We start from the raw sequence: 25,815 nt of genomic DNA on the forward strand, positions 1-25,815 counted from the left end.
CGAAAAGGAGTCTTGCGCCGTGTTATTGTATGTATTGATCAACATCGTCATTGCTGTTATCGGCATCGTCGCCGTATTGTATCTTCTGTTCCGCTTATTTGCCTGGAGACAGGGCGACGCCCGCTTCGTCATCGAGGCGCGCCGCCGCAAGCCCTTTGAGCTGAAGCAGATGACCGCCGATACGGCTGTCTTTGAAACGGAAGTTCCCTTTCATAACGCCGGCCGTCAATTAGGCACGATTATGGACTTTTATCCCCGGACGCTTCTGCCGCGGGAACAGTACGACAAGTGTGTCGTCCATTCGCAGCTGGCCAATAAAGAAGCCGAACGGGACGACAACTACTGGGAATCTGTCATTTACTATCCTGGAAAGGGAAGCAGCCTGCGCGTTACCATCGCCCTCGTCAGCAAGAGCGGCAACATCCGCGAAGATTTGAAGACTTTCCCCGACATGCCCATCGATTTGGTATATCAGGTCGTATCGAGAAGCGAATGGTACATCCACAAAGCCCGCATTACCCTGAAGGCTTCGGAAGTACAGCACGCATTGGAACTGCATTAGGAGGTATATAAAAATGGCAGAATTAGAACTTGTACCGATTAAGACGAGAATCCTTACGGATAAAGATGACATTGTCGATGCCATTGAAGAATATGCAAAGGATATTGTCGGGCCCGACGATATCGTATGCACGGCCGAAAGCGTCGTAGCGATTACGCAGCGCCGCTATACGCGCCCGGAAGAGCTGACGCCGTCGTGGCAGGCCCGCCTCATGCGCCGCTTTGTTCCCGGCGAAGGCAGCATGGCCAGCCTGTACGGCATGCAGGCCGCCATGGAGCTGGAAGGGGAATGGAAGATGCTCTTCTGCTTCATCATCGGTTTCCTGGCCAAATTAATCGGTAAAAACGGCGTTTGGTACCAGCTGTGCCGCCAGGCTTCCCTGACGGACGACGTTACAGGCACGATGCCGCCTTTTGACAAATGCATCGTCTACGGACCGGCTGAACCGGATAAGGTAGCAGAAAAGATTAAGCAGCGCCTGGGCTGCTACGGTGCCTGTGTCGCCGACGTCAACGACTTGAAGCGCTCTGCCGTCCTCGGCCATTCAAAGGGCCTCAATCCCAGCGAAATTGCCCGCATTCTTATCGACAATCCCTTTGGAAACGCTTCGCAGAAAACCCCTATCGTCGTCATCAAGAATTATGCGAAGTTCGTTCATCAGAAGCCCGAACCTGCGGCGGCAAACTAAGGAGTGACGACGGAACTATGAAACAGACTATCGTCCTGGCAACGCATAACGCCGGAAAAATACGGGAATTCAAAAGCGTATTGGAACCCTTGGGATATACGGCGACAGCCGTCCGCGACTTGTGTCCTCAGCTGCCGGAGCCGGAAGAAACGGGGACGACCTTTGAAGAAAACGCCCGCCTGAAAGCGGCGTATTATATGAAGGCCACCGGGCTTCCCTGTCTGGCCGATGATTCCGGCATCATCGCTGACGCCTTAGGCGGACGCCCCGGCGTCTATTCGGCCCGCTATGCCGGCCCGGAATGTGACGATGAAAAGAACAACCAAAAGCTGATCGACGAATTGTCGGCTTTCCCGCCGGAAAAGCGGACGGTTCATTACGCCTGCGTGCTGGCCCTGCTGTTTCCCGACGGACGGGAAATCGTCAGGGAAGGCCGCTGCAGCGGCGTGCTGCGCGATTTTTATGCTGGTACGAACGGCTTCGGCTACGATCCGTTGTTTTACGTGCCGGAAAAGGGCAAGACCATGGCCGAGATGACGATGGAAGAGAAAAATGAAATCAGCCATCGGGGCAAAGCTCTGGAGCTGCTCGTCGAGGCCCTGTCATGAAGCCCGTCCTCATAGGTGTCGTCAGCGACAGCCACGGCCGCTTTCGTCCGCTGGAACGCATGGTATCGCAGGCGCCGGACGTAGCGGCGTGGATACACTGCGGCGATTACAGCGACGACGGCGACGATTTAGCCATATATACAGGCGTGCCCGTATATTCCGTCAGGGGCAACAACGATTTTATGAGCGACGCGCCGGCGTGCCGCAAGGTGACCATCGGCGGCGTGAATATTATCGCCGTTCACGGGCACCAGTGGTACGGCGAAGCGCGGCTGGCTAAGCTTCGGCAGCTCGGAAGAGAACACGAGGCCCGGCTCGTCCTGTTTGGACATACGCACCGCCGCTTTTGCCAGCGTGACGACGATATGACCATCGTCAATCCCGGCAGCGTTTCCCTGCCCCGCGACGGCAGGGTGGGCACGTATGCCGTGTGCGCCATAGCCGACGGCGTGCTGACGGATATACAGTTTTATGAACTGACAAAGTAACTTTTATTTGGAAATTTTATTGAAAAGGTATGATGAAATGGCAACGAAAACGAATAAATTAAAATTGTATGGCTTCAATAATCTGACCAAAACGCTGAGCTTCAACATATACGACATTTGTTATGCCCTCAGCGAAGAGTCGCGCCGCCAGTATATCGAATATATTGATGAACAATATAACGCAGAACGGCTGACGAATATTTTAAAAAATGTCTCGTCTATTATCGGCGCAAATATTTTGAATATTGCCAGCCAGGATTACGATCCCCAGGGGGCCAGCGTGACCATCCTCATTTCGGAAGAGCCTGTCGAACCGGCCGACGCCGACGTAGTTTGTCATCTGGATAAGAGCCATCTGACAGTTCATACGTATCCGGAAAGCCATCCCCAGAAGGGGATTATGACCTTCCGCGCCGATATTGACGTATCGACGTGCGGCCGTATTTCTCCTCTCAACGCGCTGAATTACCTGATTGACAATTTCGACTCCGACATCGTAACCCTCGACTACCATGTCCGCGGCTTTACCCGCGACGTGAGCGGCAAGAAGCTGTTCATCGATCACCGCATTAATTCCATCCAAAACTACATTTCCCAAAGTACGCGCAGCCGTTATAATATGATAGACGTCAACGTATATCAGGAAAATATTTTCCATACGAAAATGATGCTGAAGGATTTTGACTTGAACAACTACCTGTTCAACATGACTGCCGACCAGCTGACGGAACGGCAGCGCAATCAAATCCGCAAGCTCGTATATCAGGAAATGCTGGAAATATTCAACGGCCACAATATGCCGACGATGCGTTAATTTTTTATCTCTATGAACAAAACTGCCTGTTGTCTTAAATTAAGACGGCAGGCAGTTTTTCTTTTATAATCTTGATACTCGTGGTATAATACCTGTAACATCATGTAAACAGAAAGGAGCTGGCTTCCTGTGAATATAGTACTGCAACTCCGCCGGCGAAGCGTCGACAGTATCCGCCGCTTTACGGTGCCGTTCCTCATTTCCATCTTATTGTTTGCCGATTTGGCCTATCTGACTTGCTGGCCGTCGGACGAGAAATGGCCTGTCTATGGAGCCATATCTTTGTGTATTGCTGCTATGTTTTCTGTCTGGTGGCAGCTGGTATTGGAAGCGCGCCGGATCACAGGGACGAAGGCCTGGCTGTGGCAAGGCGCGTCCCTTGTCGTATGGGCTGGCTCGTACGGTACGTGGATGGCCGTACAGGACATGACCTATATCATCTTATATGGCTCCGGTATATTTCTGGCCTTGACAGCCGGTATTTGGGCCTGGCTGACGTATTATGCCGGTGAAAGCGCCTTTAACCGCATATTCTGCGGCGCCCTGCAGGCCGTCGGTGTCGCCGTCGTCGCTGACATATCCCTGTCTATTTGCGCCCTGGCTTTGCAGACGCTGCTTCAGCTGTCCCTTTCGTTTTCCACCTTGTATGCATTGATTTTCTATGCGTCGTTTTTGGTCGTCGGATGGAACGTATTCCTGTCGTCTGTTCCCAGGCCGGGATGTCCGGCTGTGCCGTCCAAGCCCTTTGGAACTGTCATGGCCTACGTCGTCGTGCCGGTCTACGGCGTATTGTTGGCGATTCTGTACATATACATCGCCATGATTTTCTTTAAGGGAGAAATGCCTGTAGGGAAAATGAACTGGTTTGCTTCCATTGCGCTGCTGGTATACGCCTTTTGTTATTTGACCTGCAGCGGCTATGACAAGCATACCTGGCTGCTGCGTTACCGCCGATGGGGCGGTTTGCTCCTCCTTCCTGTCGTAGCCGTACAGCTTTGGGGCGTGTATATTCGTCATGAAGCCTATGGATTGACAGAGCTGCGCTATTTGTCCATGGCCTGCACAGCCTTTGGTATTGCCGTGATTCCGGCGGCCCTGCGCCGTCTGTCCGGAACCTGGCTGTTTCTGTTGGCCGCTGGTATGACGCTCATCATTTCCGTAACGCCCCTAAATGTGCTGGATACGCCGTACCGCAGTCAGGAAAAGCGGCTATTGGCGATGATGGAAGAAAAGGGAATGCTTCAAAACGGCGTGGTCTCAGATGCCGCGGATTTATCTCACGAAGACAAAGAAGAACTATACAGCACGTACTGCTACGTGAAGAGCTATACGGGCCAGAGGGACCCAGCTGTCGAAGCCGTTCTGCAGTCTCCAGTCATGGAGTCTCTCCGCTATGCCGGCCCCCATTACCGGTCGCGGTATTTCATCAATGACAGTACAGCCGCGCCAGTATCCGGATACGCGACGATGTACGTCGTGGAAAGGACGGCCGGTAAAGACGGCATGCTCACGGTTCAAACGCAGAGGGGAGACGTAGCGATTTCCCTGCTGCCCTATGCCGAACAGCTGTGCCGGCAGTACGAAGGCGCCGGTCAGGTGGCCAACCGAAATGTAGCGAATTTGTATCTCCTTCCCGACGATGGCCATTATCTCTTTATACGCACGATGAATGTCGATTTGGCCGACGATGTCGTTCAGAGCATTTCCATATCGGCCATCTTGTTGGAAAAATAAAGTTGCCTCAGGCCGTAGTCATGGTATAGTATACATAGATGGACATGAAGGAGTGTTATATATGGATACGAAGAAAAAATTGTGCAAAATCGGTGAAAAAATGAAGGAAGCCGGCCTCGTCGCCGCCTGCGATGGCAATATCAGCTTCCGCAATCCCAATGGAACGATCGTCATCACGCCGTCGGGCCTTCCGAAGGGCGAATTGAAGCCGTCTCAGCTTCTGGTCATGGATATAAACGGCAAGGTGATAAAAGGAGAAGGCAAGCCGTCGTCGGAAACGCCTCTTCATTTAGAAATCTATAAGGCTCGTCCCGATGTCAACGCCATTATCCATGCTCATCCCATCGTCGCTACCGCCGTAACCGTCGCCGGGCTGGCCTTTCCCAGCACCATTGTAACCGAAGGCGCTATCGTCTTGGGGAAATCCGTGCCGACCGTGCCGTACGCTGCGCCGGGCAGCGCCGAATTGGCCAAGGCCTGCGCCGAATACGCCAAGAAGGTCAACGTATTTCTCATGGAACGCCACGGCGCGACAGCTCTGGGTAAAGACCTGAAGGAAGCCCTGTACCGCATGGAAACGCTGGAGGCCGTTGCCAAAGTCTACCGGGCGTCGCTGGCCTTCGCCGTCAATTCCCGGGCTTTGCAGGATATCAGCCGTAGCCAGGAGCTGGCATCGTTTTTCCTGCGCTAGTCAATTCAGATTAACTTATACAATACAAAAAGCTGTTCAACCTATCATCGGCTGAACAGCTTTTTGCTGTTTTTATGTGCCCAGTTATTTTTTAGATTTTTTAATAAAATGCCTCTTTCATCAGCGGATTCACAGCAGGGGAGGTGTTTCAGTTACTTGCTCCAATCCTTCGGCTCTACGACGTAGGTCGTCTGGTTTTCAAATACGACGAAGCCCGGTGCGGCGTGGGCCGGCTTCTTGACGTTGCGCACGAGGGCGCAGTCTACTTCGGCCTTCGACGTGCCGCGGGCCTTACTGTAATAGGCGGCCATCTGGGCGGCCATTTCGATTTGCTCGTCTGTCGGCGTCACATTGTGGCAGGCTAATATGACGTGAGAGCCGGGCTGATTTTTGATGTGGAACCACAGGTCGTAGGGATGGGCTTTCTTCTGGGTCAGGAAATCGTTCTGCCTGTTGTTGCGGCCTACCCAGATGGGGATGCCGCCGGCGTCGGCTGTCAGGATTTGCTGGGAAAATTCCCGCTTCATCTTATCTTTGGATGTAGAGGAAATAAGCCCCATTTGCCGCATTTCGGCCTTGATATCGACAATTTCCGCCTTGCTGCCGATGTTGTCCAGGGCGTATTCCAGCGAGTAGAGGTACTGGAGATGCTGCTCGTTTTCTGCGATGAGCTCGGCCGATTTCTGCTTGCGGTTGCGCATCTTCGTGTAACGCTTGTAATAACGGTTGGCATTGTCCGTCATGGAATAGGCCGGGTCGAGGGGAATGGTAATTGGTTCCTGCTGCTCCGACAGGAGATTGGCGACGGTGACGCTTTTTTCATGGTCGTGCTTTTCGTAGGCGTAAATCATGAGCAAGTCGCCGTAAAGTTTGTAGGTATCCATTTTATCCGTTTCTTTCAATTCGGACGAAATGCGCTTGATCTTTTTCTTTTGCTTTTCAATGAGCTTGGCGACGCGCTTCTGCATGTCTTCCTGCTCGCCGTTGAGGCTGCCCTTGCTGGCGGCCTGATAGTCGTCGAGGTATTCTTCGATGGACGAGAAGCGGCGGCGCGGATAGGCAGACAGGCTTTGCAGCTCCAGGGGGAAGATGATTTCCTTTCCCTTGACCGTATAGACGAAAGCCCCCGATACGCCGTCAAGCTCTTGGCCTAGGCGTTCGATACAGCGGCACCAGGAGAATTTGTCGGCCGGCGACAGATCCTGGACGAGGGCGTTTTTATCGAGGCCGCTTCGGACGGCTAATTCGTCGAGGACGACGGTGCTCATGCCGTTGAACCGCTTGAGCATCCACTTTCCCAATGGTTCGTCCGTGCCCGTTTCCATCATGGCGGCTAATTCTTCAGCGGAAAAGTCGAAGGGGTTCATGCGCATGAAGTTGGGTGGGAAATCATAAGGCTCCTTGGGGAAGATAGTGCGCAGGGCCTGCTTATCCTTGCGGGTCTTGATGAGGGCTTCGATGATGACGCCGTCTTCAGTGAAGATGACGTTGCTGTATTTGCCCATGAGCTCGACATGGATCTTCCGCGTCGCCAGCTGGCCCGACGTGTCTAGGACGTCGACGGCAATTTCGATGAGCCGGTCCATGTGGAGCTGGCTGATCGAGGCGATGCGGCCGTTTTCATAATATTTGCGCAGAAACATGCACAAGCCTGTCGGTACGTCCGGCGTCGGCGGCATCTGCCGCGCGACGTACAGCCGCGGCGAATCGTCCAAGGTCATGATGAGGTGGTGGACGCCCGTGTCGTTGAACACGCGGAAGTAAAGAGAGCGGTTGTCCAGCTGGTATATTTTGGAAATCTGACCGCCTTTTAATATATCTTTTAATTCATTGGTAATGCAATGAAGCGTAATGCCATCGAGATTCATAATGACAACTCCTATTCTTTCACAAAATTACTCTATTCTGACATCATACCATAAATACGGAGCCGTGAGTAGATAGGCCTGCGGCTGGACGCGGATTTTTGAGGGGAAAAGTCGGCCTTTTGCGCAAAAGCATATAGACCTGCGGCCGGATTTACGTTATACTAATACATTAGATAGAACGATGCTGTAGAGGAGGTCATCATAGTGCGCAGCATGACCGGCTTCGGCCGAGGTACGTACAGCGATGAGCACGTCAGCGTGACCATCGAAATGCGTGCTGTCAACCAACGATTTTTAGAGTTAAACATCCGCATGCCCCACGCCTATCTGGCGCTGGAAGATAAATTGCGGAAGAGTATAAAAGAGACGCTGCACCGCGGCAAGGTCGACGTATACGTCACCGTTGGCGAACTAACGCCGGCGGCGCCTCAGATCCGCATCGACTACGCGGCTCTGGCAGCCTGCAAGGCGGCGCTGGACGACGTGAACCAGTCGCTGTTCGGCGGAGAAAAGACGACGCTGCCGCTGATCATGGGCTTGACTAAAGATTGGTTCGTCCAGGAACCGCCGGCAGTCGACGCCGAAGAGGTATGGCCCGTCTTCGCCCAGGCTCTGCAGGGCGCTTTAGACGGCATGGTGGTTATGCGTGATAAGGAAGGTGCCAATATCCGCCGCGACTTGCTGGCGCGGACCGACAGGATGGCGGCTATGATCGACGCCATTGAAGCGAAGAAAGAAGACGTCGTCGCCCGCTATAAGGAACGGCTGGAGAAAAAAATACTGGCCCTGTTCGACGCGGCCCGTCAGGTCCCCGACCAGGACCGGCTTCTGCAGGAAGTAGCCACATACGCCGACAAGGTGGATTTTACGGAAGAAGTTGTACGCTTCCGCAGCCATGTGGTACAATTAAAGGGTTTTCTGGAGCAGGACGGCGACGTAGGCCGCAAGCTCGATTTCCTCATTCAGGAAATGAACAGGGAAGTCAATACGATTGGCTCGAAGGCCAACGACACCGACGTGACGGAATATGTCCTGCAGTTGAAAAACGAAATTGAAAAAATTCGCGAACAGGTGCAGAATATCGAATGATGGTGAGGCTATGAATTTCAACTTATTGAATATAGGGTTCGGCAACATGGTAATGGGCTGTAAAGTCGTGGCCATTATCAGCCCCGAATCGGCGCCGATCAAGCGCATGGTGCAGGAAGCGCGGGAGCGCAATACGCTCATCGACGCGACCTTCGGCCGCAAGACCCGCTCAGTCCTCATCATGGACAACGGGCAGATCATCTTATCGGCCCTGCAGGCGGAAACTATTTCCCACCGTATTTTGCAGGTCGACGGGGAAGACCAGGAAGAACCAGAAGAAGATTTATAAGAGAGGATGGAGCGACCATGATCGATTCAGGTCTGCTTATCGTCGTCTCCGGCCCGTCCGGCGCCGGCAAGGGGACGATATGCGACGCACTGCGGGAGCATTTCCCCAATATCCACTATTCTATTTCCATGACGACGCGCCAGCCGCGTCCGGGCGAAGAAGACGGCGTCAATTATTATTTTACCGACAACGGCCGTTTTGAAGAGCTGCTGAAGGAAGACGCGTTTCTGGAACACGCCAAGGTATACGACCATTATTACGGCACGCCGAAGGAATACGTATACCAGATGCTCCGCCAAGGCAACCACGTCATGCTGGAAATCGACATTCAGGGAGCTATGCAGGTAAAGGAAAAGTATCCCCAAGGTGTCTTTATCTACATCGTGCCGCCGAGCAAAGCCGTCCTGGAAGAGCGGCTCCGGGGACGCCATACCGACTCGGATGAAGTCATCGCCGCGCGGCTGGCGAAGGCCCGGAACGAGCTGGAATGGATTGATAAATACGACTATGTCATCGTCAACGACGATCTGGGCGAAGCGATTCAGAAGGCCGCCGCCGTGCTGAAAGCCGAGGAGTGCAGAGTTATGCGCAACGCCAACTGTATCGAAGAGACCAAGCAGGCGTATCAATAGAAATTTGTATGCAGTAAAGAGGAGAGATGTTCTTATGTTGATCAAACCGACGTTGGAATCGTTAATGAAAAAAGTAGACAGCAAATACACCTTAGTCACGCTGGCAGCAAAACGGGCCCGCGAATTGACGGACGGCGACGAACCGCTCGTAGATGTAGAAACGACGCGCGTCGTTTCCATCGCGATGGAAGAAATCGATCAGGGCAAGATTACCTATGAAAAGCCTCAGGGCGGCATTAAATAATTGCGGAGGATATCATCGCCATGTTATTAGAAAACAAGAAAATCGTCTTGGGCATCAGCGGCGGCATCGCCGCGTTTAAGGCCGCTGAAATCGCCAGCATGCTGCGCAAGCGCGGCGCTGAAGTCAAGTGCATTATGACCGAACATGCGACGGAGTTTATTACGCCGCTGACGATGAGGGAAATTTCCGGCAACCCCGTCGCCGTATCCATGTTCAGCGATATTCCCGAATTTAACGTCGAGCACATCGCCCTGGCCCAGTGGGCCGACGTGTTCGTCATCGCTCCGGCTACGGCCAACGTCATCGGCAAAATTGCCGGCGGCATCGCCGACGATATGCTGACGACGACGGTCATGGCTACGACGGCTCCCGTCGTCATCGCCCCGGCTATGAACAGCAACATGTATATGAACCCCATCGTACAGAAAAATATCGCCGCCCTCAAGGAGTACGGCTATGAAATCATCGAGCCCGCTACAGGTCATTTGGCCTGCGGCGTCACCGGCGTCGGCCGTCTGCCCGAACCGGAAGACATTGTCGACTACGTCGAATTTACAGCCTGCCGGACGAGCCTGCTGAAAGGGAAGAAGGTCATCGTCACGGCCGGCGGCACGCGCGAACCTATCGACCCGGTCCGCTTTATCGGCAACCATTCCAGCGGCCGCATGGGCTTTGCCATCGCTAAAGCCGCAGCCTTTGCCGGCGCAGACGTCACCTTGGTCGCCGGCAGCAACGACCATCTGAAGACGCCGGCCGGCGTAGCGCGCCGCATCGACGTAGGCAGCACCAACGACATGAAGGCCGCCGTCGATTCGTATTACGACGACTGCGATCTGGTCATCAAGTCGGCTGCTGTCGCCGATTACCGTTCGGCTCATCCGGCAGCGAATAAGATCAAGAAATCCGACGAAACGCTGACCTTGACGATGGCTAAAAACCCGGACATCCTGTACGGCTTGGGCCAGCGCAAGGCCCATCAGGTTCTCATCGGCTTTGCTGCCGAAACGACGAACCTCATCGAGTACGGCACGGCTAAGTTAAAGAAGAAGAACCTCGACATGCTCGTCGCCAACGACGTCAGCGCCGAAGGGGCCGGCTTCCAGGGCACGACGAATATCGCCACCTTCCTGTTCCCTGACGGCTCGATGGAAAAGCTCGAGAAAATGGACAAGGAAGACCTGGCGGCGGTCATCGTAGAACGGGCCGCGGCGATTTTAGCCAAAAAAAATCAGTAATCGAGGCCATGATTTTTCGAATAGGTCTTGCATAATTCCTCTTGTTAGTATACAATAGGTCAAGTGAATAAAATATTTAACCATCAAGAGCTGTGGAGGGATTGGCCCGATGATGCAGCAGCAACCTTCAGTGAATGAAAGGTGCTAAATCCAACAGTGTAGCGTACTGAAAGATGGGCTGATACATACCCCTCTTTTCAGAGGGGATTTTTTTTGAACGCATAAGGAGGATATAATGGCAAAGAATCGTGAATTTTTTACGTCTGAATCCGTAACCGAAGGCCATCCCGACAAAATGGCCGACCAAATCTCTGACGGCATTTTGGATGCAATTTTGGAAAAAGATAAAAACGCCCGCGTCGCCTGCGAAACTCTCGTAACGACGGGCATGGTACACGTCGTAGGCGAAATTTCCACGACGTGCTACGTAGATATTCCGCACATCGTGCGCGAAACGGTCCGCAGCATCGGCTATACCCGCGCAAAATACGGCTTTGACTGCGATACGTGCGGCGTCCTCGTCTCCCTGGACGAACAGTCCCCGGACATCGCCATGGGCGTCGACGAAGCGCAGGAAAAGAAATCCGGCACGACGGATAAATTCGATTCGATCGGCGCCGGCGACCAGGGCATGATGTTCGGCTATGCGACGAACGAAACGGACGACTACATGCCGCTGCCGATTTCTCTGGCTCATCGCCTGTCCCGCCGTCTGGCCAAGGTCCGCAAAGACGGCACGCTGCCGTACCTCCGTCCGGACGGAAAGACGCAGGTAACGGTTGAATACGAAGACGGCAAGCCCGTCCGCATCGACACCATCGTCATTTCGGCTCAGCACAGCCCGGAAGTTACGCGCGAACAGATTGAAAAAGATTTGCTCGAATACGTCATCAAGCCGGAACTTCCCGAAGGGTTGTTCGACGACCAGACGAAGCTGTTCATCAACCCGACAGGCCGCTTCGTCATCGGCGGTCCTCAGGGTGACTCCGGCCTTACGGGCCGCAAGATCATCGTCGACACCTACGGCGGCATGGCTCGTCACGGCGGCGGCGCTTTCTCCGGCAAGGACCCCACAAAGGTAGACCGCTCGGCAGCTTATGCAGCCCGCTATGTGGCGAAGAACATCGTAGCCGCAGGCTTGGCGGATAAATGCGAAATCCAGCTGGCCTATGCCATCGGCGTAGCCCATCCCGTTTCTATCCACGTAGAAACCTTCGGTACGGGCAAAGTCGAAAACGAAAAGATTGTCGAATTGATCCGCAAACACTTCGACCTCCGTCCGGCCGGCATCATCGAAATGCTCGACCTGCAGCGCCCGATTTACAAACAGACGGCCGCTTACGGTCATTTCGGCCGCAACGATCTGAACCTGCCTTGGGAACAGCTCGACAAAGCCGACGTTCTCCGTCAGGAAGCCGGCTTATAAGACTGGACCATCTCAGAGGAATCATGCCTTCCAGGTGGCATGGCTGAATTAAATATGATACAATGTATAGGGGCTTGCTTCGTCAAGTCCCTATCTTTATGTTATACAAACGCAGGAGCAGGGCTATGGTAGCAGACATCATCATCAATACGACGGCCAAACGGCTGCAGCAGACCTTTTCCTATATCGTCCCGGACGGCATGGCTGTGCACGTCGGCAGCCGCGTGCAGGTTCCCTTTGGACGACGGCAGGAAGAAGGAATCGTCGTCGCCGTCAGCGAGAGAAATGCAGTCGAATATGCATACGAGCTCAAGCCGATCAGCGCCGTGCTGTCGGCGCAGGCGGGGTTTCAGGAAGAAATGATCGAAACGGCTTCCTGGATCAGCCGGTATTATCTCTGCAACCTTGCCGACGCCCTCCGCCTGTTCATGATAGAAAAGAAAGGGCTGGAAGTCCGTCTGTATGTTACGGTTGGAACGAAGGCTCCCGCGTCGGCGGAAGACGCCGATGTCGCCGCGTACGTCCAAGCGAAGGGCCAGGTGGAAAAAGCGGCGCTGGCGCGGAAATTCGGCGCCAGGCGAGTAGACGCTCTGCTTGAGGCAGGCGTACTGCAGGTAGAGAAGGGCTGGAAAAATAAAATATCCGATAAAACGGAAAAGTGGCTGTCCTTTGTGCGGGACGACGCCGACGGCCTGCTGGCGAACCGGCGGCGGCAGGCGGCCTTGCTGGCTGAATTGAAGCAAGCAGGCAGCGCGCCCGTATCTGCTTTTATTGGAAAAGGATACAGTGCCGACGTCATCCGCCGCCTCTGCGGCACGGGACTGGCGGCTATCAGTGAAAGAAATGTCCGGACGAGGCAGCTGCTGCCGACGTTGGAACAGAGCCGTCCTCTGACGCTGACAGACGAGCAGGCCCGGGCCGTACAGGCCGTCCGCGGCGACACGACGGGACGCACTTATGTGCTGCACGGCGTTACGGGGAGCGGCAAGACCGAAGTGTATATGCAGCTGGCCGAAGACGTATTGCGGCAGGGAAAGCAGGTCATCGTCCTCGTGCCGGAAATCGCCCTGACCGGCCAAATCGTAAGGCAGTTTGTCCGCCGCTTTGGAAACGACGTCGTCGTCATGCACAGCCAGCTCTCGAAGGGCGAACGGAAAAACAACTGGCTCCGCATGCTCCGCGGAGAAAGCCACATCTGCATCGGAGCCCGTTCGGCCGTCTTTACGGCGGCGCAGCATCTCGGCCTCGTCATCGTCGATGAAGCTCACGACAGTTCGTACAAACAGGAAGAATCGCCGCGCTATCATGCCGTCGCCGTAGCGCAGAAGCGCGCCGCCTATTACTGCTGCCCGGTCATATTGGGCAGCGCCACGCCGTCGGTCAGCGATTACTACGCAGCCCTGCAGGGAGAATATACGCTGCTGGAGCTGAAAGAACGCATCCACGGCCGGCCTTTGCCGACTGTAACCATTGCCGACATGCGCGACGAACTGGCCAGGGGCAACTACCGCGTCGTGTCGGACGCCATGGTTTCCCTGCTGGAAGAAACGCTGGTAGCCGGTCAGCAGGCTATCATCCTGCTGAACCGCCGCGGATTTGCCACCTTCGTCATGTGCCGCAAGTGCGGCTACGTCGTCAAATGCGACACCTGCGACGTGCCCATGGTCTACCACAAGCAGAGCGACCACCTGCAGTGCCACTACTGCGAGGCGTCCAAGCCGATTCCGACGGTATGTCCGGCCTGCGGCAGCAAGTATATCAAGTTTTTCGGAACGGGAACAGAAAAGGTCGAAGAACAGCTGGGCGAGCTGTTTCCCAGCAGCCGCGTCGTCCGCCTGGACCAGGATACGGCCAGCCGCAAGTACAGCGGCGAGCAGATATTGGAACGGTTCCGGCGGCATGAATATGATATCCTCTTAGGGACGCAGATGGTAGCGAAAGGCCATGACTTTGCCAACGTCAGCGCCGTCGGCATTTTATCTGCCGACAGCCTGCTCAACCTGCCGGCCTATTGGGCTGGCGAACGGACCTTTCAGCTCCTGACGCAGGCCGCCGGACGGGCCGGACGGGGAGACGCGCCGGGCCGGGTCGTCATGCAGACCTATGCGCCGGAGCACTACGTCATTCAGTGCGCGCAGAAGCAGGATTATCACACTTTCTACGAGCAGGAAATCGAATTTCGCCGCGCCCTGCAGTACCCGCCCTTCCATCGCATCATAAAAATCATCCTTACAGACGAAGAGGAGCAGCCCCTGTGGCGGCGGGGAAACGACTTAGCGGCGGCGCTGCAAAGCTGGACGCGCTGGGAACACAGTCCCGTCGAAGTCATTGGCCCTTTTGCCGACATCATCAAGAGGATACGCGGCAAATACCGCCTGGTTATCTTGATAAAAGGCAAATCCCTGGATGATATCAAAGACTATATGCGCCGTGAGCCCCAGTGCTGGGCTTCCGGCGTCGTCATTGACGTGGACCCGTCCTTCTAAAACGAAAAAGCCGTATCTGTAGAGATATGAAAAAATATGATATAATAAAGAGAAAAATGTAAATATACTATAGTAAGCTATGAGGTGAGAGAATGGCAACGCTAAAAATCATTGAAGCCGGCGCGCCTATTTTGAAAGAAACGGCAAAACCGGTTGAACATATTACGAAACACATTAAAAAACTGCTCGATGACATGGCCGAAACGATGTACGCTGCCGAAGGCGTCGGCCTCGCAGGCCCGCAGGTCAACGAATCGCTGCAGCTCGTCGTCCTCGACGACGGCAACGGCTTAATCGAGCTGATCAATCCGGAAATCATCGAGCGTTCGGAAGAAACGGACGACGGCGACGAAGGCTGCCTGAGTGTTCCCGGCTATTACGGCACGGTAAAACGGCATCACCGCATCAAGGTCAAGGCCCTGAACCGCCGCGGCAAAACGGTGATCTACGAGCCTGAAGGATTCCTGGCTCGTATTTTCCAGCATGAAATCGATCATTTATACGGTACGCTTTTTATTGAAAAAGCAGAAAATTTACGGAGAATAGGCTAATGGCATCGTTACGAATCGTATTTATGGGGACGCCCGATTTTTCCGTGCCGTCCCTGCAAGCACTGCACGATCAGGGCTTTGACATCGCCGCAGTGTACAGCCAGCCCGATAAGCAGCGGGGCCGCGGAAAAAAGGTATCCTTTTCGCCCGTAAAAGAAAAAGCCCTGGAATTGGGAATTCCCGTGCTGCAGCCAGACACGCTGCGGGACGAACAGGTCGTAGCCGAATTGGCGGCATTTCAGCCCGATGTCATCATCGTCATTGCCTACGGCAAGATTTTGCCCAAGGCCGTACTGGATATTCCTAAGTACGGCTGCCTGAACGTGCATGGCTCGCTTCTTCCGAAGTATCGGGGAGCCGCGCCGATCCAGTATGCCGTCAAGGACGGCGAGGCCGTAAGCGGTGTGACGATCATGCTCCTCGACGAAAGCATGGATACGGGGGCCATCCTGAAGAAAGCGGAAATAAAGCTGGACCCGAAGGAAACGACGGGATCGCTTTTCGATAAATTGTCCGTATTGGGCGCACAGACGCTGACGGACGTATTGGCCCATATTGAAGAGTATGAACGAAATGCCTGCCCCCAAGACGAATCTCAGGCTACGTATACGGCAAAAATCGACAAGGAAACGGCGCAAATCGACTGGACGCAGGACGCTATTGTCATCGAGCGGCTTATCCGCACCCTTGATCCTCATCCCGGCGCTTATACATGGCTCGACGGCAAACGCCTCAAGGTGTGGAGCGCCGACGTCGTTGACGGAGCCGACGCTGAACCGGGGACGATCATCGCCGTTACTAAGAAGACCTTTACGGTACAAACCGGCAGCGGCGCGCTGTGCGTGCGTGAAGTACAGCCGGAAAGCCGGAAGCGCATGCAGACGGCCCAGTTTCTCCAAGGCATTTCCTTGCAGCCTGGCGACGTCTTAACGAGGGAGTAACCCCGTGAAGGCAGCGTACAGGCAGACGATTTTATTTTTAAGCGGCGGCGGTATCGCTGCCGCCGTCTTTTTAGCTGGATTTGCCGCCGTCTGCGCACTGGTCAAACCGGGATTGGCCCTGTATGTACCGGTTGCAGCGGCTTGGTGGGACTGGGCCGTCCGGCTGTGCTTGGCGGCGGCCGCTGCAGCTTATGGGTTTACGTGGGTCTGTGTACTGGCCGGAACGCCTTCAAACAAGCGGCTTCGCCAGTTGTTATTTGTCTGCCTTCGCGTCCTCTTTTCCCTCGTGCGCTGTATCGGCAAGCTGCTGTATGCGGAAAGCGCTATAAGCCGGGCCTATATCCAGGTCCTGAATCACTTGGTTTTGCGCCGTCCGCTCTGCCTGCCGCCGCGGCAAGTCCTGCTGCTGGCGCCGCACTGTCTGCAGTGGGACCAATGTCCGCATAAAATCACGCGGAACGTGCAGAACTGCCGGCGGTGCGGCCGCTGTCCCATCGGCGAGATGACAGCCCTGTCGGAACGCTTGGGCATTTCTTTTGCCGTTGTTCCCGGCGGGACGCTGGCCCGGCAAGTCGTCGCGGCCTGTCGTCCGAAAGCGGTAGTAGCCGTCGCCTGCGAGCGCGATTTGATCAGCGGCATGCAGGACGTAGCGCCCCTGCCGGCTGTCGGCTTGCTGAACAAGCGGCCGAATGGCCCATGCTTCAATACCGACGTCGATATACAGGCCTTAAAAGAAATTTTATCTGCAATGATAGGAGAAGATGCATGAACGTACGTGAAATAGCCCTGCGCAGCCTGCTGGCTATCTGCAAAGACGAAGGATACAGCAATATCGTCGTATCGCAGGCTATCCAAAAATATAAAATGGAAGACCGGGATCGCCGGTTTTACACGGAATTAGTATACGGCACGCTGCGGTATATCAATTACTTAGACTGGATCGTGTCAAAAATCAGCACGCGCAAGCTCAATAAGCTCGATCCCTTGTGTCTGGCCATCGTTCGCTTAGGCTTGTACCAGATATTCGGCATGACCAAGGTGCCCGAGTCGGCGGCATGCAACGAATCGGTCAAGCTGGCGACGCGCCTCGGCAATAAAGGCATGGCCGGCTTCGTCAATGCCATGCTGCGCAGCAGCCTTCGCCGCCGGCAGGAATTTTCTATTCCGACGATGGAAGAAGATCCGCTGCTTCATCTGACGCTGACGTATCATCAGCAGGATTGGCTGGTAAAAGCATGGATTAAAGAGTATGGCTTGGCCGAAACGGAAGCGCTGTGCCGGTATTTCGACAGTATACCGGTGCTTTGCCTGCGGACAAATACGGCCCGCGTCAGCCGCGACGAGCTCATTGCCCAACTGGCGGAAGAGGGAATTCAGGCTGAAAAAGCCGCCTATGCGCCTGAAGGCGTATATTTGCCGGAAATCCCTAACATCGGCAGCGTCAAAGCCCTGAAAAAAGGGCTGGCTATCATTCAGGACGAGCCGTCTCAGCTCGTCGCCCATGTACTGGACCCTCAGCCTCACGAGCTCATTTTTGATGTCTGCGCCGCGCCGGGAGGAAAGACGACGCACATCGCCGCCTTGGGCGGACCGACCTGTACGGTCTACGGCGGAGATATTTACGAGCATAAGCTGCGCCTCATCGAAAGCAACGCCAAGCATCTGGGCTTGGCCAACGTGTGCACGATTTTGCAGAACGCCTGTACTATCGGTCAGTCCTACGCCGGCCGTGCCGACCGGGTGCTCGTCGACGCGCCGTGCTCCGGCCTGGGCGTGCTGCGTCATAAAATCGACTTGCGGTGGCGCAAGAAGCCCAGCGACTTACGGACTCTGCCGGTACTGCAGAAGCGCATCCTGGACAGCGCATCCCAATGCGTCAAGCCCGGCGGCGTCCTCGTGTACAGCACCTGCACGATGCACGATGAAGAAAATATCCAGATTGTACGGCAATTTTTGCAGGATCACGGCGACTTCCACTTGGAAAACGCTGCAGATTTCTGCCGCCTGCCGAATCACGACGGGCCGTGCATCCAGCTGCTGCCGCAGCGCGACCACCTGGACGGCTTTTTCATCGCCCGCATGAGAAGAGGAGAGTAATATGGCCGATATATTCGATATGACCAAAACAGAGCTGCAGGAGTTCCTCGTAGCCCGGGGCATGAAAAAATTCCGGGCAGACCAAATCTTTCACTACATCTATAAGCAGCATATTTTTTCCTGGGACGACATGGTCCTGCTGCCCAAGGGCGACAGGGAGAAGCTAAAGGCCGAGCTGCCCATCTATTTTCCCGAAATCCTGTCTAAGCTGGAATCGCCGGACGGTCAGACGGTCAAGCTGCTTTTGAGCCTGCACGACGGCAACACCGTCGAAACAGTCCTCATGATGCACGACTACGGCAATTCTATCTGCTTGTCGTCGCAAGTGGGCTGCGCCGTAAACTGCGCCTTCTGCGCTTCGGCTAAAAACGGCTTCGTCCGTAATTTGACAGCCGGTGAAATGGTAGCCCAGCTCATGGCGTTCCGCAAATACGTAACGCCGGAGCTTCACTCTATCGTCATCATGGGGACAGGCGAGCCCCTGCTGAACTATGACAACGTCGTCCGTTTTATGAAGATGATCCATGAAAAGGACACGCTGTATCTGGGATACCGCAACATGGCCCTGTCGACGTCGGGCATCGTGCCGCGCATGTACGACCTGGCCGACGAAGGCATCCCTATTACGCTGGCCGTGTCGCTCCACGCGCCGAACGACGATCTGCGCCGCCGCATCATGCCGATTACGGACACCTATCCCGTCGCCGACGTGCTGAAGACGGCAGACCATTATTTTCAGAAAACAGGCCGCAAGGTGACTTTTGAATACATCCTGATACAGGGCGTAAACTGCAGCACGGCCTGCGCCCGCGAGCTCGCAGAGCTGTTCAGCGGAAAAAATATCCTGATTAACGCCATTCCCATAAACGATAATTACGACGTCGGCCTGTATCGTCCGTCAGCAGGAGAAATCAATTCCTTTATTGCGTATTTGCAGAAACGCGGCATAAACGTCACGCTGCGCCGCGAAATGGGAAGCCAGATCCAGGCCGCCTGCGGGCAGCTGCGTATCAAGCGTGAAAACATTTGACATGTCCTAGGGAATATGATATGAATTATGTGTATGTAATAACAACGCACCGCGAGAGGACGTGAGACTTTGGGCACATACGGCGAATCACGAATCGGTCTGGTGCGCAAGGTAAATGAAGATTCTTTTTATATAAGCCGCGAACGAAACGTCTTGGCCGTCGCCGACGGCATGGGCGGGTACGTCGGCGGCGAAATAGCCAGCAAGACGGCCGTAGAAGCCATCGCCTATTATTTTAAGAACTTTACCTTTGCCGCGCCAGTACAACTGGAAAAAGCCATTCAATACGCAAATTCCTGCATTATCAGCAAGACGATGATCGACCCGTCGCTGGAAGGCATGGGAACGACCATATCTCTCGTAACCCTGGCCAAGCAGCACGCCTTTTGGGGTCACGTCGGCGACAGCCGCATTTACTTGTACCGCGGCGGCCGGCTGCAGCAAATATCCGTAGACCATACGATCGTCCAGGAGCTGCTGGAACGGCATAAAATCACGTCAGAAGAGCTGCAGAACCACCCGCAGCGCCACGTCCTGACCCGCGCCGTCGGCGTCGATAAGACGCTGCTTGTAGACAGCGGCGCCTTTGCCGTAGAGCGGGGAGACCGGATACTCATTTGCTCCGACGGCCTGACGTCGTTTTTGGACGAGCAGGTCCTGCGCGACGCCGTCGGCGATTACAGCCGCAGTGAACGCGATATTATCAACGATCTTTTTGCCCAGGTATACGATAACGGCGCAAAAGACAATGTTACTGCAATTTTAACAACCATATAATCGGGATTGACTACTATGAAAGTGGTGGAGAATCTAAAAATGATTGGTCATATATTAGACAACAGATACAAGATATTGGAGGAAGTAGGCACCGGCGGCATGGCCGTCGTCTACAAGGCCCAGGATATTTTGCTGGACCGTATCGTCGCCGTCAAGATCCTTCTCGCAAAATACGGAGACGACCACGATTTCGTCGTCCGGTTCCGTCAGGAAGCGCAGGCGGCGGCCAAGCTGTCCCATCCCAATATCGTAAATATATATGATGTTGGTTATGACGAAAATGTGCATTACATCGTCATGGAATACGTCCGCGGCGAAACGCTGAAGGAATATATTGAAAAGCACGGCCATCTGCCGATCAATACGTCCATACAGATTACCTTCGATATCGGCGAGGCTTTGGAAAATGCCCATAAAAACGGCATCGTCCACTGCGACATCAAGCCCCATAACATCCTGGTGACTGAAACGGGACGCATCAAAGTCGCCGACTTTGGCATCGCCAGAGCTATAAATTCCAGCGCGACCAACAAGGATGACCACGCCGTGCTGGGCTCCGTCCATTATTTTTCGCCGGAACAGGCCAGCGGCGGCCCCGTAGACGAACGGACGGATATCTATTCCCTGGGCGTCGTCATGTACGAGATGATGACCGGCGTCGTGCCCTTCGAAGGCGAGACGGCGATCAGCGTCGCTTTGCAGCACGTACAGGATGATATTCCCTTGCCGACGAAGTATAACCGCCGCATTCCCCGACTGGTGGAACAGTGTATTTTAAAGGCCATGGCCAAGAATCCCGACGACCGGTTCCAGTCGATTGCCGAAATGATGTCGGAGCTTCGCTTGTCCCAGGGATTCGTCAATACCAATAAAGGGGCTATGCCGATTATCAAAAATAATTTTGCGACTCAGAAGATTCCGCCGCTGAAATCGCCGGAAGAGGAGCAGAAGAAAAATATCTTTTCCCGCATGCTCGATTCCATCAGCAGCCATTCGAAAAAATCCATTATCATCGGTATGCTTGGCGTCTTTGTCGTCGCGTTTATGTGGGCTTTCTTTTCCTTCGGCAATTTCTGGAGCACCCAGGATATTACCGTTCCCGACGTAACGGGCAAGCAGGTGGAAATCGCCAAGGAAATACTGTCCAAGGAACACCTCAACGTTTCGGTCAACGAAATAGAAAGCGACGAAGTACCAGTCGGCGAGGTCATTACCCAGACGCCGTCGGGAGGGGCCGTCGTCAAGGAAAACCGGACTATTTACCTGACCGTCAGCAAGGGCAATCAAGGCTCGGAAGTCCTCATGCCCGACCTGCGGGACCTGACGCTGGATGAAGCGAAGAAAAAGCTGTCTGAAATCGGCCTGACCATCGGCTCCGTCCATTACGCCGAAAGCGAAAAATATGAAAACGGCAAGATCATCAGCCAAAGCCCGGCCTCGCCGCGCAAGGTAGCGAAGGGCTCGTCGGTCGACGTCATTATCTGCCGCAAGGCCGAAAAGAAGAATGACGCTAAAAACGGACAGGATGCGCCGACCGTCAGCGGCATGACCTTGGATACGGCTATGAAGACCTTGGAAAACGCCGGATATATCGTCGGCAACGTGACCAATCTGGATGCGTCCAAGGACAACGCCCTAGCTAAGGTTGTCAAACAAAGTCCGCGCAGCGGCAACGTCGTCGATTTGACCGTCGAATACGGCACGGCGGCAGCCGTCCCCGACGGCAGCGCCAATAATCAGGAACCGGCCGGCACGCCTCATTACGGCACGGTGAATATCAGCGTTCCTTCCGGCGCGTCGAGTCAGCACGTGCAGATCGTCGTGACGGACGACAACGGTACCCGTGTCGTCTATGACAAGAACCAGTCCGGCGGCGACAGCATTACTAAAAATATCAGCGGCGTAGGCAAGACTCGCGTCAAGGTATATATCAACAATTCGTTAGTACAGGATCAGTACATTTAATTGAAGGAGGATCATGACTACAGGCCGCGTTATAAAAAATTACAACGGATATTACTACGTAGATATCGGCGCCGGACAGCTCGTCGAATGCCGTCGCCGGGGAAAGGTCAAGGCGAAGATACTCGTCGGAGATGAGCTGGAAATTACGGAATTAGGCGGCGGAAAGGGCGTTGTCGAAAAGCAGCTGCCGCGGCGGAACAGCCTCCGCCGCCCGGCTGTGGCCAACATCGATCAGATGTTTGTCATCATGGCGGCGCAATCGCCGGATCCCAATCAGTTTCTCGTCGACAAGCTGCTCATGACCTGCGAATACGGCGGCGTTCATCCGAAGCTGTGCTTTAACAAGTGCGATTTAGACCGTGAAACAGCGGAAGCTTATAAAGCCTTTTATGAAACCTGCGGCTATGATGTCTATCTTGTGTCTGCCGTTACCGGCGAAGGGCTGGACTCCATCAAGGCTTTGCTTCCTCATAAGATGACCGTATTTGCCGGGCCGTCCGGCGTCGGGAAGTCGAGCCTGCTGTCTCAGATTTTAGGGCGGGACCTGTCTGTCGGCTCAGTCAGCGAAAAAATAAAGCGGGGCCGCCATACGACGAGGCACTCGGAAATCATGCAGCTGGAAGGCGATACGTATGTCATCGATACGCCGGGATTCAGTTCGCTGGAATTCGAACATCTCGACAAAGGGGAGGTCTTCGCCTTATTTCCTGACATGACGCCTTACGGCGGACGCTGCCGCTTTTCGTCATGCCTCCACTTGTCGGAGCCGGACTGCCCCGTAAAGGATGCCGTTGCCGAAGGCAAGATACAGAAAGAACGGTATGAAACGTACTGCAAAATCGTCAATTCTATTCTCGAAAGGAACCGATAGGTATGATACACATTTGTCCTTCTATTTTGTCCGCCGATTTTTCCCGGCTGGCTGAAGAAATTAAAGACGTAGAATCAAAGGGAGCAGACTGCATCCATCTCGATATGATGGACGGCCATTTCGTGCCGAACCTGACGTTCGGCGTGCCGATCATCGCCGCCTTGCGGAAGCACGTTTCCATTCCCTTCGACGCCCATTTGATGGTCGAACATCCCGACGTATACGTAGACGGCCTGGCAAAAGCCGGCGTGCAGTACGTTACAGTCCATCAGGAAGCGTGTCCTCACCTGGACAGCACGCTGCAGCATATCCGCAGCGCCGGCATGAAGTGCGGCGTTGCCTTGAATCCGGCTACGCCCGTATCGTCTTTATCCTGCGTGGCGGCGCAGCTCGATATGATCCTCATCATGAGCGTCAATCCCGGTTTCGGCGGCCAGAAATTCATTCCTTATTCGCTGGATAAAATCCGTGAAGCCAGGGCGCTGCTCGATTCCGTCGGCAACACGGAAGCCGTCGTAGAAGTAGACGGCGGCGTCAACGCCGATACAGTACAGGCGGTCAAGGAAGCCGGCGCTACCTTCCTCGTTGCGGGAAGCGCCGTATTTGGAGCGGCAGACCGGGCTGCAGCCATCGCCGCGCTGCGGTAAGAAGTCTGTACTTGTATTTCTATCCCTTATGTGCTAAAATCATAGGTGGATATGAATAATAGTCTTTGGGGCAAGGTGAGAAAGGGCAGCTTTCAATTCCTGACCGGCGGTATAGTCCGCTAGCCTGGCGTAAGCGGGGCTGAACCGATGCGATTTCGGTACCGACAGTATAGTCTGGATGGGAAAAGACGACGTTTCGTTTATTTTTGTTGTGCGCAAAAGGCTATTGGGTTTCCATACCCGTAGCCTTTTTATTTTTTATAACAAAATCTATCAGGAAAGGAATGACAGATTTGGAACCGGTAGATTATATGAGAAAAGCCCTGGAGCTGGCAAAGCTGGCCTTAGGGTATACAACGCCGAATCCGGCCGTCGGCTGCGTCATCGTAAAAGACGGTGAAATCGTCGGCACGGGCTACCATCGCCAGGCCGGCACGCCCCATGCGGAAGTATGGGCCCTGCGCGAAGCCGGCGACAAGGCAAAGGGCGCGACGGTATACGTTACGCTGGAACCCTGCGCGCATTACGGGCGGACGCCGCCCTGCGCCCGCACGCTCGTGGAAAAGGGAGTCGGCAAGGTCGTCATCGCCATGCTGGATCCCAACCCTCTCGTAGCGGGAAAGGGAGCGGCCATTCTCCGGCAGGCCGGCATACCTGTCGAAATCGGGCTGCTTTCCAAGGAAGCCGCTCAGCTGAACGAAGTATTCATTAAAAATATGATGGTGCAGAAGCCGTTTATCGCCGTCAAAATAGCGCAGAGCCTCGACGGCTGCATCGCCTCGCGGACGGGAAAATCCCAGTGGATTACGAATCAATGGGCCCGCAATTACGGCCACTACCTGCGCTCTATCTACGACGGCATCCTCGTCGGCATCAATACGGTCAAGCTCGACAATCCGCTGCTGACCTGCCGCATCCGCCGCGAAGCCCACGACGAACCGCACCAGCCGGTACGCATCATCATGGATTCGCAGGGGCATATTCCCCTCAATTCCCTCGTCCTGACGGATAAGACGTCGCCGACCATCGTCGTGACGACGTCCCTCTGCCCGGTAGAAAAGATGAGAGAATTGAAAAACATGGGCGTCACCGTCCTGCTGGCTCCGCTGAACAAGGATCGCCACATCGATTTGCCTGCCGCCCTGGACTTGCTGTACAAGCAGGGGTTGCAGAGCATCCTCGTCGAAGGGGGCAGCAAGATTCAGGGAACCTTCTTCGACCACAAGCTCGTCGATAAGATATACGCCTTTATCGGCGACAAAGTCATCGGCGGCGAACAGGCCCTGTCGTCTGTCGGCGGCCACGGCGTCGATTCCCTCGACGAATGCCTGCCCCTGTCTTACGATTCGGTCGAGCTGCACGACGGCAATATTTTGATTACAGCGTATAATGCGAACAGGGAGGGAGCTTATGTTCACTGGCATCATTGAGGAATTGGGCACCGTCGGCCAGATGGACCGCCGTCCCGACTCGATAAAGCTGACGATTCAGGCCCGTAAGGTACTGGAAGGGACGCAGCTCGGCGACAGCATCGCCGTCAACGGCGTCTGCCTGACGGTGACCTCCATGACGGATTCGTCCTTCACGGCCGACGTCATGCACGAAACGATGCGCCGTTCGTCCCTGAGCGACATCAAGAGCGGCTCGAAGGTCAATTTGGAACGGGCTATGCAGGTCGGCGGCAGGCTGGGCGGCCACATCGTCAGCGGCCATATCGACGGCGTCGGCCATATCGCCCGCATCGCCGCCGACGGCATCGCCCGGGTCATTACGATTTCCATTCCCAAGGACATGGAGCCGTTCATCGTCGAAAAGGGCTCTATCGCTATCGACGGCATCAGCCTGACCGTCGTTTCCGTAGGCAACAGCCAATTTTCCGTTTCCATCATTCCCCATACGATGGCCAATACGACGCTCATCGACAAGCATCCCGGCGCCGTCGTCAATTTGGAAACCGACGTAATTGGGAAATATGTCCATAGCTTTACAACAGCCCATACGGGCAAACGTTCCGGCATCACAATGGAAACGCTGTTGGAAAATGGATTTTAAAATACTATTTCAGAATAGGAGAGTGTTCTA

26 protein-coding genes and 2 riboswitches are annotated in these 25,815 nt (G+C 54.6%); of the genes, 25 read left to right on the top strand and 1 reads right to left on the bottom strand.

The window, feature by feature from the left end; all coding sequences use genetic code 11:
* The first annotated feature begins 19 nt into the window (after positions 1-19).
* The 7 genes from B5F80_RS03275 (at position 20) to B5F80_RS03305 (ending at position 5,585) form a co-directional block, all read left to right on the top strand.
* Positions 20-562: a hypothetical protein gene (locus B5F80_RS03275; protein ID WP_087477387.1), complete on the top strand. Its 543-nt coding sequence runs from the start codon at positions 20-22 to the stop codon at positions 560-562.
* A 13-nt stretch (positions 563-575) separates the two neighbouring features.
* Positions 576-1,250 (top strand): coenzyme F420-0:L-glutamate ligase, encoded by a 675-nt coding sequence (locus B5F80_RS03280; RefSeq protein WP_087477388.1) that lies wholly within the window; start codon positions 576-578, stop codon positions 1,248-1,250.
* Between the two features lie 17 nt (positions 1,251-1,267).
* Positions 1,268-1,858, top strand: coding sequence for an XTP/dITP diphosphatase (locus B5F80_RS03285; protein WP_087477389.1), 591 nt, complete (start codon positions 1,268-1,270; stop codon positions 1,856-1,858).
* On the top strand, positions 1,855-2,346 hold the full coding sequence (locus B5F80_RS03290) for a metallophosphoesterase (protein ID WP_087477390.1): 492 nt from the start codon (positions 1,855-1,857) through the stop codon (positions 2,344-2,346). Before B5F80_RS03285 ends, B5F80_RS03290 begins: the two co-directional genes overlap by 4 nt.
* Before the next feature lie 37 nt (positions 2,347-2,383).
* Positions 2,384-3,160 (top strand): adenosylmethionine decarboxylase, encoded by a 777-nt coding sequence (gene speD / locus B5F80_RS03295; protein WP_087477391.1) that lies wholly within the window; start codon positions 2,384-2,386, stop codon positions 3,158-3,160.
* 129 nt (positions 3,161-3,289) lie between these two features.
* Entirely contained in the window at positions 3,290-4,894 is a 1,605-nt protein-coding gene (locus B5F80_RS03300; protein WP_087477392.1) for a DUF4153 domain-containing protein, read from the top strand.
* 61 nt (positions 4,895-4,955) lie between these two features.
* Complete coding sequence (locus B5F80_RS03305) at positions 4,956-5,585, top strand: class II aldolase/adducin family protein (RefSeq protein ID WP_087477393.1); 630 nt, start codon at positions 4,956-4,958, stop codon at positions 5,583-5,585.
* A 152-nt stretch (positions 5,586-5,737) separates the two neighbouring features.
* On the opposite strand, the gene B5F80_RS03310 is transcribed toward B5F80_RS03305, so the two are convergent.
* Positions 5,738-7,453 carry an NFACT family protein gene (locus B5F80_RS03310; RefSeq protein ID WP_087477394.1) on the bottom strand — a complete coding sequence of 572 codons (1,716 nt, stop codon included), beginning with the start codon at positions 7,451-7,453 and terminating at the stop codon, positions 5,738-5,740.
* 213 nt (positions 7,454-7,666) lie between these two features.
* Here B5F80_RS03310 and B5F80_RS03315 point away from each other — a divergent pair, with 213 nt between their 5' ends.
* The 18 genes from B5F80_RS03315 (at position 7,667) to B5F80_RS03400 (ending at position 25,785) form a co-directional block, all read left to right on the top strand.
* Positions 7,667-8,542, top strand: a complete 876-nt coding sequence (locus tag B5F80_RS03315; protein ID WP_204246335.1) for a YicC/YloC family endoribonuclease — start codon at positions 7,667-7,669, stop codon at positions 8,540-8,542.
* A gap of 10 nt (positions 8,543-8,552) precedes the next feature.
* Entirely contained in the window at positions 8,553-8,831 is a 279-nt protein-coding gene (locus B5F80_RS03320; protein WP_087477396.1) for a DUF370 domain-containing protein, read from the top strand.
* A gap of 17 nt (positions 8,832-8,848) precedes the next feature.
* Positions 8,849-9,463, top strand: a complete 615-nt coding sequence (gene gmk / locus B5F80_RS03325; protein WP_087477397.1) for a guanylate kinase — start codon at positions 8,849-8,851, stop codon at positions 9,461-9,463.
* A 34-nt stretch (positions 9,464-9,497) separates the two neighbouring features.
* Complete coding sequence (gene rpoZ, locus B5F80_RS03330) at positions 9,498-9,707, top strand: DNA-directed RNA polymerase subunit omega (RefSeq protein ID WP_087477398.1); 210 nt, start codon at positions 9,498-9,500, stop codon at positions 9,705-9,707.
* Between the two features lie 20 nt (positions 9,708-9,727).
* Positions 9,728-10,942, top strand: a complete 1,215-nt coding sequence (gene coaBC, locus B5F80_RS03335; RefSeq protein ID WP_087477399.1) for a bifunctional phosphopantothenoylcysteine decarboxylase/phosphopantothenate--cysteine ligase CoaBC — start codon at positions 9,728-9,730, stop codon at positions 10,940-10,942.
* Positions 10,943-11,019: 77 nt separating this feature from the next.
* A riboswitch (SAM riboswitch) is annotated at positions 11,020-11,122 on the top strand.
* Between the two features lie 55 nt (positions 11,123-11,177).
* A complete protein-coding gene (metK, locus tag B5F80_RS03340; RefSeq protein WP_087477400.1) occupies positions 11,178-12,368 on the top strand; it encodes a methionine adenosyltransferase in 1,191 nt (396 codons plus the stop codon).
* Between the two features lie 125 nt (positions 12,369-12,493).
* Positions 12,494-14,854: a primosomal protein N' gene (gene priA / locus B5F80_RS03345; protein ID WP_087477401.1), complete on the top strand. Its 2,361-nt coding sequence runs from the start codon at positions 12,494-12,496 to the stop codon at positions 14,852-14,854.
* Positions 14,855-14,946: 92 nt separating this feature from the next.
* Complete coding sequence (gene def, locus B5F80_RS03350; RefSeq protein WP_087477402.1) at positions 14,947-15,405, top strand: peptide deformylase; 459 nt, start codon at positions 14,947-14,949, stop codon at positions 15,403-15,405.
* Positions 15,405-16,346, top strand: a complete 942-nt coding sequence (gene fmt / locus B5F80_RS03355; protein WP_087477403.1) for a methionyl-tRNA formyltransferase — start codon at positions 15,405-15,407, stop codon at positions 16,344-16,346. Before def ends, fmt begins: the two co-directional genes overlap by 1 nt.
* Before the next feature lie 4 nt (positions 16,347-16,350).
* Positions 16,351-17,115 (top strand): DUF116 domain-containing protein, encoded by a 765-nt coding sequence (locus B5F80_RS03360; RefSeq protein WP_087477404.1) that lies wholly within the window; start codon positions 16,351-16,353, stop codon positions 17,113-17,115.
* On the top strand, positions 17,112-18,443 hold the full coding sequence (rsmB, locus tag B5F80_RS03365; protein ID WP_087477405.1) for a 16S rRNA (cytosine(967)-C(5))-methyltransferase RsmB: 1,332 nt from the start codon (positions 17,112-17,114) through the stop codon (positions 18,441-18,443). Before B5F80_RS03360 ends, rsmB begins: the two co-directional genes overlap by 4 nt.
* Before the next feature lies 1 nt (position 18,444).
* A complete protein-coding gene (gene rlmN / locus B5F80_RS03370; RefSeq protein WP_087477406.1) occupies positions 18,445-19,473 on the top strand; it encodes a 23S rRNA (adenine(2503)-C(2))-methyltransferase RlmN in 1,029 nt (342 codons plus the stop codon).
* Between the two features lie 69 nt (positions 19,474-19,542).
* Positions 19,543-20,250 (top strand): Stp1/IreP family PP2C-type Ser/Thr phosphatase, encoded by a 708-nt coding sequence (locus B5F80_RS03375; protein WP_087477407.1) that lies wholly within the window; start codon positions 19,543-19,545, stop codon positions 20,248-20,250.
* Positions 20,251-20,289: 39 nt separating this feature from the next.
* Entirely contained in the window at positions 20,290-22,215 is a 1,926-nt protein-coding gene (pknB, locus tag B5F80_RS03380) for a Stk1 family PASTA domain-containing Ser/Thr kinase (RefSeq protein ID WP_087477408.1), read from the top strand.
* A gap of 13 nt (positions 22,216-22,228) precedes the next feature.
* On the top strand, positions 22,229-23,086 hold the full coding sequence (gene rsgA, locus B5F80_RS03385; RefSeq protein ID WP_087477409.1) for a ribosome small subunit-dependent GTPase A: 858 nt from the start codon (positions 22,229-22,231) through the stop codon (positions 23,084-23,086).
* A gap of 2 nt (positions 23,087-23,088) precedes the next feature.
* Positions 23,089-23,733, top strand: a complete 645-nt coding sequence (rpe, locus tag B5F80_RS03390; protein ID WP_087477410.1) for a ribulose-phosphate 3-epimerase — start codon at positions 23,089-23,091, stop codon at positions 23,731-23,733.
* Positions 23,734-23,790: 57 nt separating this feature from the next.
* Positions 23,791-23,927, top strand: a riboswitch (FMN riboswitch).
* A 99-nt stretch (positions 23,928-24,026) separates the two neighbouring features.
* On the top strand, positions 24,027-25,163 hold the full coding sequence (gene ribD / locus B5F80_RS03395; protein WP_087477450.1) for a bifunctional diaminohydroxyphosphoribosylaminopyrimidine deaminase/5-amino-6-(5-phosphoribosylamino)uracil reductase RibD: 1,137 nt from the start codon (positions 24,027-24,029) through the stop codon (positions 25,161-25,163).
* A complete protein-coding gene (locus B5F80_RS03400) occupies positions 25,144-25,785 on the top strand; it encodes a riboflavin synthase (protein WP_087477411.1) in 642 nt (213 codons plus the stop codon). Before ribD ends, B5F80_RS03400 begins: the two co-directional genes overlap by 20 nt.
* Positions 25,786-25,815 lie beyond the last annotated feature (30 nt).

Source organism: Megasphaera sp. An286 (assembly GCF_002163455.1).
Classification (GTDB): domain Bacteria; phylum Bacillota; class Negativicutes; order Veillonellales; family Megasphaeraceae; genus Megasphaera; species Megasphaera stantonii.